Genomic DNA, 10,801 nt, shown 5'->3' on the forward strand with positions numbered 1-10,801 from the left:
CGTGGTGCAACGTTAGAGCGCAACGTTGCACCATGGGAGGTCGAGGATGACCGCGCGACGAGGCCGGGGCCCCACGGGACCGGCACCGCACGAGGCACGGGCACGGTTGTCCCGCCGAGGATTCCTGCAGACGGCGCTCGTCGGCGCAGGGGCGGTGGCGCTCGGCGGCGCCGTCAGCGGCTGCGCGGGAAGCGCGAGCGCCGGCGGGGGCACGACGGTGCGCATCTGGGACCTCTTCTCGGGCGCCGACGGCGAGCGGATGCAGTCGATGCAGGCCGCGGCGACGCAGGCCCACCCCGACGTCTCGATCGAGTCGGTCACCCTCGCCTGGGGCTCCGCGTACTACACCAAGCTCGCGATGGCGTCCTCGGGCGGGCGGCCCCCGGAGGCGGCCGTCATGCACATGTCCCGGCTGGCCGGGTACGCGCCGGGCGGGCTGCTCGAGCCCTTCGACCTCGACGCCCTCGCCGCGCTGGGGATCCGCGAGGAGCACTTCGCCCCCGCGGTCTGGGAACGCGCCACGCACGACGGGCAGCTGTTCGCGCTGCCCCTGGACACGCACCCGTTCATCAACTTCTACTCCCCCGAGATCGCGGGGGCGGCGGACCTCCTCGACGCCGACGGGAAGTTCACCGCGATCTCCTCCCCGGACGCCTTCCTCGATGCGGGTCGCGCCATGGCCGAGGTCACCGGAGCCACCGGCATGGCCTTCGGGCATCTGCTCGACACCGCGCAGGCGTGGCGGCTCTTCTGGGGCCTGTACGCCCAGACGGGCGCCGGGTTCGAGCTGACCCCGGGGCGCAGCGCCGAGCTCGACGAGCAGGCCGCGGTCGAGGTCGTCGAGTTCGTGCAGGCGATGCTCGACGGCACCGTCGCCCCGCCCAAGCAGGACTACCCGGGCGCCATCGCCAGCTTCGTCACCGGCCGCTCGGGGCTGATCGTCTCGGGCGAGTGGGAGCTGCCGGCATACCAGGACGCGATCCCGGACGTCGGCGGCATGCCCTTCCCCACCCTGTTCGGCACGCCCGCCAACTACGCGGACTCGCACGCCTTCGTCCTGCCCCGGCAGGAGTTCGCGGACCCCGCGCGTCGCGACGCCACGTACCGGGTGCTCGCCGAGATCCTCACGCAGGGCAGCCTCACGTGGGCCGGGGCGGGACACATCCCCGCCTATCAGCCCGTGCTCGACGAGCCCGGGTACGCCGAGCTCAGCCCTCAGAAGGACTACGCGGCGGCCGGCGACGTCGTCGTCCTCGACCCGCCCGTGTGGTTCGCGGGGGCCGGCAGCGACTTCCAGGCCCGCATGTGCGACGCCATGTCGGGCGCCCTGCAGGGGCGGACGAAGGCGACGGCCGCCGTCGAGGGCATGCTCCGCGAGATGGACGACTTCCTCGCGACCCCCAACCCGGCCTGAGCCCGACCGAGACGAGAGGACGACGATGACCGTCTCCAGCATCCCGCGCGAGACCCGGCCGCAGACCGGGGCCCCCGCCGCGCCGCGGCCGCGGGCCGGCAGCACCCTGCGCTCCCGGGACCGTTCCGGCTACCTGTTCGTCGCGCCCTTCGCGGTCGCGGCGGCGCTCTTCCTCGCCTGGCCGACGCTGTCCGGGCTCTGGACCAGCCTGACGAACCGCAGCCTCACCGGGTCCGGAAACGAGTTCATCGGGTTCGCCAACTACGCCGAGGCGTTCAGCGACCCGCAGGTGTGGCAGACGCTGTGGCAGACGGCGATGTTCACCGTCGCCTCCACCGTCCCGCTCGTGCTGGTCGGCCTCGTCATGGCGCTCCTCGTGCAGACCGGCCTGCCCGGCCAGTGGCTGTGGCGCACGTCGTTCTTCGCGTCCTACCTGCTGCCGGTGGCCGTCGTGACGGCGATCTTCGCGTGGGCGTTCCAGCCCGACATCGGGCTCTTCAACACCTGGCTGGGCAACATCGGCATCGCCCCCGTCGGGTGGCTCACCGACGAGGGCGTCGCCATGCTCTCGGTCGCCCTGGTGACCGTCTGGTGGACCGTCGGCTTCAACTTCCTCCTCTACCTGGCGGCCCTCCAGGGCATCCCGTCCACCCTGTACGAGGCGGCGACGATCGACGGCGCGGGCGGTTGGCGCCGGCTGTTCTCCATCACGCTGCCGCAGCTGCGCAACGTCACCGGCGTCGTGGTCGTGCTCCAGCTGCTCGCCTCGGTCAAGGTCTTCGACCAGATCTACCTGCTGACGGCCGGCGGCCCCGACGGCTCGACCCGGTCGATCCTCGAGTACATCTACGACACCGGGTTCACGAACTACCGGCTCGGCTACGCCTCCGCGATCTCGTACGTGTTCTTCGCGATCATCCTCATCTTCACCCTCGTGCGGCTGCTGCCGACGCGGAAGGAGCGCTGACATGTCCGTCGTCGACCTCGACCGGCCCGACGCCCAGCCCGCCGCGTCCGCACCGCGCGGGCGGCGGTCGCTCGGCGAGGCGCGGCGTGCCCGCGCCGCCGAGAACCGCACCCTCACCCGGCTCACGCTCGGCACCAGCCGCTGGGCCCGCGTGCTCGCCCTCGTGGCTCTCGTCGTGCTGGCCGCCGCGTGGCTCGTCCCCCTGCTGTGGGGGCTCGACACGTCCTTCAAGACCGAGACGGACGCCGCGTCGAGCGCCACCTGGGTGCCGCCGTCGGGCTTCACCCTCGAGGCGTACGCGACCGTGCTGGCGCGCGGGGACGTGCTGCTGTGGACGTGGAACACGACCGTCGTCGCGGTGGCCGTCACCGCGATCACCGTGCTGATCTCGGCGATGGCGGCCTACGCCTTCTCGCGCACCCTGTTCCGTGGCCGGCGGGCGCTCATGGCCCTCACGGTCGCGTCGATCCTCATCCCGCCGCAGATCCTCATCGTCCCGCTGTTCCAGCAGATGCAGGTGTTCGGGCTCGTGGACACGCTCGCGGCCGTGATCCTGCCGCAGGTGGTCGCGCCCGTCATGGTGTTCATCCTCAAGCGGTTCTTCGACGCGATCCCGGAGGAGCTGCTCGACGCCGCGCGCATCGACGGGGCGGGGTCGTGGCGGCTGTTCTGGACGATCGTCATGCCGCTGTCGCGCTCGATCCTCGTCGCCGTCGCGATCTTCGTGTTCATCGGCGCGTGGAACAACTTCCTGTGGCCTTTCATCATCACCAACGACCCGTCGCTGATGACGCTGCCCGTCGGCCTCGCCACGGTGAAGAGCGCTTACGGCGTGCAGTACGCCGAGACGATGGCAGCGGCCATGATCGCGGCGCTGCCGTTGCTGGTGGTGTTCATGCTCTTCCAGCGCCGCATCGTGCAGGGCGTGGCGACGACCGGCATGGGCGGCCAGTAGCCGGGACAATCGGGGCATGACGACCCCGTCCGCGCGGCCCTCGCAACGCCCGCACGTCGCCGCGGTGCTCGAGGACCGGTTCTACGAGGCCGCGGGCTGGCTGCTGCGACGCCTGGGCTGGCGGCTGCGGGTCGAGGCGTACACGGGCTACGGCTCCCCGGGCCGGGTGCGGGTCCTCGCCCGCGTGCTGCTGGCGCGGCCGCGCACCGGCGGCGAGGACCGCACGGCCCGCCGTGCGGCCCGGCGCGGGTTCCGGCACTTCCTCACCGTGCCCGCGCCGGGGCGGCGCGTGCGGGTCGAGGTGGGCGGCGAGGCCGTGGTCGTGACGACGGACCGCGCGGGCTACGTCGACGTCGAGGTCCGCCCCGTCGCGCCGCTGCAGCCGGGGTGGCGCCGTGCCGTCCTCGTCGGCCTGGACCAGCCCGAGACGTGCGCGGCCGACGCCCCGCTGCTGGTGGTGGACGAGCGGGCACGGTTCGGCGTGGTCAGCGACATCGACGACACGACGATGGTCACCGCGGTGCCCCGCCCGCTGCTGGCGGCCTGGAACACGTTCGTCCGGCACGCCGGGTCGCGACGGCCGGTCGCCGGGATGCCGGAGCTGTACCGGGCGCTGGAGGACGCGCACCCGACGGCGCCGTTCGTCTACCTGTCGACGGGCGCGTGGAACACCGCCGCCACCCTGCGGGCGTTCCTCTCCCGCCACGACTACCCCGCGGGCCCCCTGCTGCTCTCCGACTGGGGACCCACCCTCACCGGCTGGTTCCGCCGCGGCCAGGCCCACAAGGACGCCAGCCTGGACCTGCTCATGACCTGGTTCCCGCACGTGCGCTGGCTGCTGGTGGGCGACGACGGCCAGCACGACGCGGAGGTCTACGCGCGCGCCGTCGACCGGTGGCCAGGGCAGGTGGAGGCGGTCGCGATCCGGCGGCTCACCGCCGGTCAGCGGGTCCTTGCCGGGAACCTGCCGGTCCCGGCCGGCGACGGGGCCGGCGGCGCGGACGACGTCGGCCGGGTCGTCACCCGTCCGGTCCCGGTGGTCGAGGGGCGCGACGGGCACGAGCTCGCCCGGCGCCTCGGCGAGGTGCCGGGCGTGCTCGGGCCGTGACGCCCGGGCGGGGTCCTCAGCCCCGGCCGCAGGTGCGGCACGTGCCGCGCCGGCGCAGCCAGTAGGCGTAGGTCGCGGCGCCCAGCGCCACGGACCACAGCGGCCACAGGAAGGTGGGGCCGATCGCGCCCCAGGTGTCGGCGTCGAGGTGCATGAGGCCCTGCTGCATGCCGATCGCGATCATCGACAGGCCGGCGGGCAGGACGGCGACGGCCACGAGCGTCGCGGGGACGACCGCCAGCCCGACCGGCACCCGCCGGCCCGCGAGGCCCGCCATCCAGCGCGGGAACACCTCGCCCCACCGCTGGAACAGCCCGAGCGTCAGCACGGCTCCCAGGAGGGCGAAGACGCCGAGCCCGATCGGCCCGACGAGGTGGATCCCCCGCATCGACTCCACGCTCGACCGGTCGAAGCCGAGCGGGATCCCCAGCACCCACGCGATGCGCGTCACGCCGTAGAACGCGGGGATCGCCGCGGCGAGCAGCGCGGCCGTCCGGCCCCACCGTGCGGCCGCGGCCGGCGTCGTCCACGCGGGGTCGGCGCCGTCGTGGCGGCGCCCGCAGCGTTCGCACGCCGCGGCCGTCCGGCGCGCGTAGCGGACCGCGACGACGGCGAGCAGCACCGCCCCCACCAGGACGGAGGCCTGGAACAGGAAGCCCGGCTCGACGTAGGTGCTGAGCTTGGCGCGGACCTCCGCGCTGAACGCCGACGTCACCAGCAACGCCGGCAGGTAGCCGAGGCCGGCCAGGACCGTGGCGTCCACGAGCAGCGTCGCGCCCGCCAGGACGACGGCGGCGGCCGCGAGCGCCGTCGCCCGCACGGCACGGGAGGCGTCGCGCCCCCAGCGCATCCACGCCGCGACGACCGCCCCGAGGACGGCGAGCGCGGCGATCCCGGCGGACAGCGTGCCGTCGGGGACGTCGCGCAGCAGGCCGCTGTTGAGGGCGTCCGGCGCCACGGCGGCGGCACCGACCTCCGCGCGCCCGGTGACGGCGTCGACCACGGCCAGCGCCGCGCCGACGCCCCACCACACGACGGCGAGCGTGCCGAGGCGCCGCGGCGGCGGGTGGTCGAGCGTGCCTCGGGCCCGGGCGGCTCGGCCGGCCGGGGCGCTGGTCAGGTCGGTGGTCGGGTCGTCGGTCGTCATGAATCGACCCTCGTCGGCCGCCGGGCCCGGCAGATCCCCCGCGACGACCGACCGTCTCCCCCGTCCGGGGGAGACGTGCGCAGCCCGGTCAGGGGGAGCCGCCGCGCGAGCGGCGGGGCTCAGGGGCGGTGCACGGGCACGAAGCCGGACTCGTAGGCCCGGACGACGGCCTGGGTGCGGTCGCGGACGCCGAGCTTGGCGAGCACGTTGCCGACGTGGGTGCGGACGGTCTCGACGCCCAGGTACAGCTCGCCCGCGATCTCCGCGTTCGACATCCCGCCCGCCATCAGGCGCAGCACCTCGCCCTCGCGGTCGGTGAGGCGGGCGTCGCGCAGGCCGTCGCCGGCGTCGGCGCCGCCGGAGCTCGCGACGAGCCGACGGACGGCGTCGGGGAAGAGGAGCGAGTCGCCGCGGGCCACGACGCGCACCGCCTGGGCGACCTCCTCCGGCCGTGCCCGCTTGAGCAGGAAGCCCTGGGCCCCGGCGTGCAGGGCGTCGAGCACGTGGTCGTCGTTCTCGAACGTCGTCAGCACGAGCACGCGGGGCACCGTCGCCCCCCGCCGTTCGGCGTTGCCGAGCGCTCGCGTGGCGGCGATGCCGTCCACGTGCGGCATGCGGACGTCCATGAGGACGACGTCGGGCCGGGTGTCGGCGACGAGCGCCGGCACCTGGGACCCGTCCTCCGCCTCCCCGACGACGGTGAGCCCGGGCTCCGAGTCGAGGATGACGCGCAGGCCGGCGCGGACCAGCGGCTCGTCGTCGACGATCCCCACGCGGATCGGTGCGGGCGGGGTGCTTGCGGGCTGCTCGGTCACGACGCCGATCCTGCCGTACCCGCGGTGCCGGGGCCGTCCGCGGAGTCGCCTCGGGCCATTTAACGACCCACAAGAGTTCTTGTACAACAGTTCTTGTGGGTATACGGTCGTGCGCATGGACCAGGAACCCGACCCCACCGCGCCCGCCGCCCGCGAGGTCCGGACCGTCACCGAGGCCAAGGCGCTGGCCGCGCTGGCCCACCCGTACCGGGCCCGCATCGTCGACGCGCTCAAGGTGGACGGCCCCTCGACCACGTCCGCCATCGCACGACGCACCGGCCAGGCCGTGGGCAGCGCCAGCCACCACCTGCGCGCGCTGCTCGACGCCGGGCTCGTGGACGACGCGCCGGAGCTGGCGAAGAACCGCCGCGAACGCGTGTGGCGGCTGGTCAGCCCAGGCGTTCGCTGGTCGCGTCGGGAGTTCGCCGACGACCCGGCCGCGGTCGCTGCCGCGCACGCCGCCGAGGCGCTCCACCTCCAGCGGCAGTTCGAGCGCACCCGCACGTGGCTCGGGGACTCCGAGTCCGCTCCCGAGTGGGACGACACGGCGTTCGCCACCCAGCGCTGGCTGCATCTCTCCCCGGCCGAGCTGGCCGAGCTCGGCGCCGAGGTCGAGCAGGTCCTCGCCCGGTGGTCCCGCCGTGAGCTGCCGGACGACGGCGCGGAGCGCGAGTCCGTGCTGGTCTTCGCCCGCGGGTTCCCGGCGCAGCCGTGACCACCGACCGGCGGGACGACGCCCCGACCACGACGCCTCGGCCCCTGTCGCGCAACCGGGACTTCGCGCGCCTCTGGTTCGGCGAGGGCGTCAGCGTGCTGGGGAACGCGACGACGTCCGTGCTGCTCCCGCTGGTGGCCGTGCTCGAGCTCGACGCGAGCGCGTTCGCCGTCGGCCTGCTCACGGCCGCGACGTGGCTGCCGTGGCTGGTCGTCGGGCTGCCTGCCGGCGCGTGGGTCGACCGCCTCCCGGCCCGCGCCGTCATGATCGCGGCCGACGTCGTCGCCGCCGTCGGGATCGTGAGCGTGCCCGTCGCCGCCGCGACCGGCACGCTGACCCTGCCCCACCTGGTCGGCGTGGCCCTGGTCGCCGGCACCGCCACGGTCTTCTTCCGCACCGCGTACGTCGTCTTCCTGCCGCAGGTGGTGCCCGCCTCGCAGCTCGAGGGGGCGAACGCGCGGCTGTTCGGCACCGAGTCCGCCATGCAGGTCGCCGGGCCGGGCGCCGGCGGCGCGATGGCGCAGGTGCTGGGCGCCGCGGCAGGCCTCGTGCTCGACGCCGCGAGCTTCCTGGTCTCCGCCGTCTGCCTGTGGCGCATCCGGCCCGGCGACCGTCCCGCACCGCCACGGGCGCCCGCCGCCCCGCTGCGGGTCCGGATCCGTGAGGGCGTCGCGTTCGTCGCGTCCGACCGCTACCTGCGGTGGTTCGTCGTCGTGGGCGGGATCTCCAACTTCGGGCTCACCGGCTACGCCGCCCTGCTGGTCGTCTTCCTCGTGCGCGACGTCGGGCTCAGCCCCTCCGGCCTCGGCGCCGCCATGATGGTCGGCAGCTGCGGCGGGCTGCTGGGCGCCACCGTCGCCACGCGCCTCAGCCGGCGGCTCGGCAGCGCCCGGGCCACCGTCGTCCTCATGGTCGCCGGCGGACCGCCGGCCCTGCTGGTCGGCCTCGGCACCACGGGGCCCGGGATCGCCTGGACCGTCGCCGGGCAGTTCCTCGTCGGCCTCGCCGTCGTGGCGGGGAACGTGCTGCGGGCCGCGTGGCGGCAGCGGTACGTGCCGCAGTCCCTCATGGGGCGGGTCACGACCACCAGCCAGTTCGTCAACTTCGGCACCATGCCCCTGGCCGGCCTCGTCGCCGGGGCGCTCGGCAGCGCGATCGGCGTCCGCGAGACCGTGCTGATCATGGCCGCGGTGCACTGCCTCGCCTGCCTCAGCGTGGTGCGCAGCCCGCTGCGAGGCCTCCACGACCTGCCCGGTCCCCACGACGCCTGACGGCGCCCGGAGCGCGCCGCGTCACCAGCCGAACGACGCCCGCACCACCCACGTGCCCCCGTCGGGGCCCGCGGTGAGCTCACCCCCGACGAACCGCACCCGCTCGGCCATGCCAGGCAGTCCCCGCCCGCCGGTGGTCGAGCGTTCGCCCGCGCCGGGAAACGGGTTGGCGGCCTCGAGCACCAGCACCGTCGGCCGCGGTCGGCGCAGGTGCACCGTCACAGGGCTGCCCGGCGCGTGGCGGACCGCGTTGGTGAGCGCCTCCTGCACCACGCGGTACGCCTCGTGCGCGACGACCCGGGGGACGGCGCCGTCCCCGCCGTCCAGCACGCCGTCGTCGGCCGTCAGGTGCACGTCGGCGCCCGCGCGCCGGGCGTCGTCGACGAGCGCGGGCAGGTCGGCGAGCGTCCGGGCCGGCGCGCGCGGCCCGCGCCCGGCGCCCCGCGCACTGCCGTCGGCACCGTCGGGACCGTCGGCGCCGCGCAGGAGGCCGAGCACGTGGTCGAGGTCGGCCATCGCGGCACGACCCGTCTCCTCCACGGCGGCGAGCGAACGGCGCGCGGCGGCCGGGTCGGTCTCGAGCTGTCGCGCGGCGGCCGCGGCTTGCAGCGTGGTGATGGTCAGGGCGTGCCCGACGGAGTCGTGGAGCTCGCGCGCGAGCCGGCCACGCTCGGCGAGCCGGTCGGCCCGGGCCTCGAGCTCGGCGATGCGCGCCGTCTGGTCGGGGCCGAGCAGCGGCACCGCCGCCTGCCGCAGCAGGTGCCGGGCCAGCGTCGCCAGGTAGGGCACGGCCAGCAGCGCGACGACGGCGAGCGCCGCCCACGCCGCCGGGTGCCGGGCGAGCGCCGGGGACAGCTGGACGAGGAAGGCCCGGTCGATTCCGGCGGCGGACAGCGCGAGCTGCGTCGCGAGCGGCACGGCCACCAGCAGCCCCAGCGTGACGAGGCCGCCCAGGGTCAGGTGGAGGGCGAACCAGGCCGCGGCACGCCAGCGGGTCGCGACCGACAGCGCCCCGGACAGGTCCGGCAGGTCCGGGGCGTCGACGTCGAGGAACGTCCGCACCGCGGCGATCTCGAGCGCGCGGACCGGAGCCAGGAACGGGGGCGTGCACACGATGGCGCCCGTCACGACGGCCAGCACCGCGACGGCGGCGCGCGGCGTCGTCGGGTCGGCGAACATCTGCACGAAGCCGGTCGCGAGCGTCACGTACGCGCCGGCGAGGACGCCGCCGATGACCAGGTACACGCCCGCCCGCACGGTCGCGGCGCTGGTGAGCGGGGCGAGCGCGCGGCGCAGCACATGCCGCTCCCCGCCGCCGGTCGCGGCCGCCTGCTCTGCCATGCCGGCCAGTCTTCCAAGCGGCCCGTCGTCGCGCCTCCCCCGGCCGGGGGAGTGGCTCGACATCCACGCACACATACCCTGCTGGCCTCTGGACCAGGACCCGTTGACCCGGTATCGTTTCAACATCACGATCAGCCCGTTGCCATCAGGCGGCGGGCTGATTTTCTTGCCTGAGGAGGGGCATGAGCGAGTACACGAAGGAGTGGCTCTCGCTCGATCAGCAGGTCGAGAAGCTTGCTCAACGCGGAGTCGACGTCGCGCCCCGTGAAGCCACGGCCGAACTCCTAGCCCGGATCGGGTACTACCGGCTCACTGGTTACCTCTACCCATTCCGCAACTCGGAGCAGTTCACTGACGAGGACCGCAAGGTTCGCACGATCGTCCTCAGCGACTACAAACCCGGTGCATCCATCAGGCACGTCGCGCGAGTCATCGATTTCGACAGACGTCTGCGCATGCTCGTCATGGACGGCGTCGAGCGCATCGAGGTCGCGGTCCGCATGAGGGTCGGTTATGTGCTCGGACACCGCTCGGCGTTCGCTCACCTGGACCCCAGGGCCTTCCTCCCGTCGTTCGTCGAACATCAGATGGATAGGGAGACCGGTTGGAGGACTCGGCCGAGCAAGCACGCCGAGTGGCTGGGGCGAGTCGCGGAGCGTCGCGACCGGTCCGATGAAGCGTTCGTGGCTCACTTCCGAGACAAGTACGACGGGCAGATGCCGATTTGGGCACTTACCGAGATTCTCGAGCTCGGACATCTCTCCCGCCTGTACCAAGGCCTGAACGACGACGACGCAGCGGAGATCGCCCAGGCGTTCGGGGTCCCGACGAAGAGACTGTTGGCGAACTGGCTCGCGAGTGTGAACTACGTGCGCAACGTCGCCGCGCACCACGCGCGTCTCTTCAACCGGAAGCTCCAATACGCACCGAGCCGGCCGATGGCTGGAGTCGTGCCGCTGCTCGACCACCTACGCACCGACGACACTCCCAAGGGCGTTTTCGGGGCTCATCCGATCTGAGGGTGTAGCCGCGGTCTGAAGCCGCCGGCTTCCAGGAGCGATCGGGCGA

Annotated in this window: 10 protein-coding genes; 7 read left to right on the forward strand and 3 right to left on the reverse strand. The window is 74.2% G+C overall.

Annotated features, from left to right (window positions below; genetic code table 11):
* The first annotated feature begins 106 nt into the window (after positions 1 to 106).
* Genes IEW03_RS13300 through IEW03_RS13315 form a run of 4 tightly spaced genes read left to right on the forward strand, consistent with a single transcriptional unit; the run spans position 107 to position 4,444 of the window.
* Entirely contained in the window at positions 107 to 1,414 is a 1,308-nt protein-coding gene (locus tag IEW03_RS13300; RefSeq protein ID WP_229737988.1) for an ABC transporter substrate-binding protein, read from the forward strand.
* A 25-nt stretch (positions 1,415 to 1,439) separates the two neighbouring features.
* On the forward strand, positions 1,440 to 2,381 hold the full coding sequence (locus IEW03_RS13305) for a carbohydrate ABC transporter permease (protein ID WP_188524168.1): 942 nt from the start codon (positions 1,440 to 1,442) through the stop codon (positions 2,379 to 2,381).
* 1 nt (position 2,382) lies between these two features.
* On the forward strand, positions 2,383 to 3,336 hold the full coding sequence (locus IEW03_RS13310; protein WP_188524169.1) for a carbohydrate ABC transporter permease: 954 nt from the start codon (positions 2,383 to 2,385) through the stop codon (positions 3,334 to 3,336).
* A gap of 16 nt (positions 3,337 to 3,352) precedes the next feature.
* On the forward strand, positions 3,353 to 4,444 hold the full coding sequence (locus IEW03_RS13315; RefSeq protein ID WP_188524170.1) for an App1 family protein phosphatidate phosphatase: 1,092 nt from the start codon (positions 3,353 to 3,355) through the stop codon (positions 4,442 to 4,444).
* Between the two features lie 16 nt (positions 4,445 to 4,460).
* Here IEW03_RS13315 and IEW03_RS13320 read toward each other — a convergent pair whose 3' ends face one another.
* Together IEW03_RS13320 and IEW03_RS13325 are read right to left on the reverse strand one after the other, a co-directional pair.
* The gene (locus tag IEW03_RS13320; RefSeq protein WP_188524171.1) at positions 4,461 to 5,591 is read right to left on the reverse strand and encodes a hypothetical protein; all 1,131 of its coding nucleotides are present in this window, start codon (positions 5,589 to 5,591) and stop codon (positions 4,461 to 4,463) included.
* A gap of 119 nt (positions 5,592 to 5,710) precedes the next feature.
* Positions 5,711 to 6,406, reverse strand: a complete 696-nt coding sequence (locus IEW03_RS13325) for a response regulator transcription factor (protein WP_229737995.1) — start codon at positions 6,404 to 6,406, stop codon at positions 5,711 to 5,713.
* Between the two features lie 115 nt (positions 6,407 to 6,521).
* Here IEW03_RS13325 and IEW03_RS13330 point away from each other — a divergent pair, with 115 nt between their 5' ends.
* Together IEW03_RS13330 and IEW03_RS13335 are read left to right on the forward strand one after the other, a co-directional pair.
* Positions 6,522 to 7,121 (forward strand): ArsR/SmtB family transcription factor, encoded by a 600-nt coding sequence (locus IEW03_RS13330; RefSeq protein WP_188524173.1) that lies wholly within the window; start codon positions 6,522 to 6,524, stop codon positions 7,119 to 7,121.
* Positions 7,118 to 8,392, forward strand: coding sequence for an MFS transporter (locus tag IEW03_RS13335; protein ID WP_188524174.1), 1,275 nt, complete (start codon positions 7,118 to 7,120; stop codon positions 8,390 to 8,392). The genes IEW03_RS13330 and IEW03_RS13335 overlap by 4 nt, the downstream gene beginning before the upstream one ends.
* A gap of 21 nt (positions 8,393 to 8,413) precedes the next feature.
* Here IEW03_RS13335 and IEW03_RS13340 read toward each other — a convergent pair whose 3' ends face one another.
* Positions 8,414 to 9,733: a histidine kinase gene (locus IEW03_RS13340; RefSeq protein ID WP_188524175.1), complete on the reverse strand. Its 1,320-nt coding sequence runs from the start codon at positions 9,731 to 9,733 to the stop codon at positions 8,414 to 8,416.
* A gap of 182 nt (positions 9,734 to 9,915) precedes the next feature.
* Between IEW03_RS13340 and IEW03_RS13345 the strand changes: the two genes are divergently transcribed.
* The gene (locus IEW03_RS13345; RefSeq protein WP_188524176.1) at positions 9,916 to 10,752 is read left to right on the forward strand and encodes an Abi family protein; all 837 of its coding nucleotides are present in this window, start codon (positions 9,916 to 9,918) and stop codon (positions 10,750 to 10,752) included.
* Positions 10,753 to 10,801: the final 49 nt, after the last annotated feature.

This window comes from Isoptericola cucumis (genome assembly GCF_014635665.1).
Taxonomy (GTDB): domain Bacteria; phylum Actinomycetota; class Actinomycetes; order Actinomycetales; family Cellulomonadaceae; genus Isoptericola; species Isoptericola cucumis.

Excerpts from the sequence above, each read along its gene's own strand:
- IEW03_RS13305 (WP_188524168.1), top strand. The coding sequence starts at position 1,440 with ATGACCGTCTCCAGCATCCCGCGCGAGACCCGGCCGCAGACCGGGGCC.
- IEW03_RS13310 (WP_188524169.1), top strand. The coding sequence starts at position 2,383 with ATGTCCGTCGTCGACCTCGACCGGCCCGACGCCCAGCCCGCCGCGTCC.
- IEW03_RS13345 (WP_188524176.1), top strand. The coding sequence starts at position 9,916 with ATGAGCGAGTACACGAAGGAGTGGCTCTCGCTCGATCAGCAGGTCGAG.
- IEW03_RS13315 (WP_188524170.1), top strand. The coding sequence starts at position 3,353 with ATGACGACCCCGTCCGCGCGGCCCTCGCAACGCCCGCACGTCGCCGCG.
- IEW03_RS13340 (WP_188524175.1), bottom strand. The coding sequence starts at position 9,733 with ATGGCAGAGCAGGCGGCCGCGACCGGCGGCGGGGAGCGGCATGTGCTG.
- IEW03_RS13320 (WP_188524171.1), bottom strand. The coding sequence starts at position 5,591 with ATGACGACCGACGACCCGACCACCGACCTGACCAGCGCCCCGGCCGGC.
- IEW03_RS13330 (WP_188524173.1), top strand. The coding sequence starts at position 6,522 with ATGGACCAGGAACCCGACCCCACCGCGCCCGCCGCCCGCGAGGTCCGG.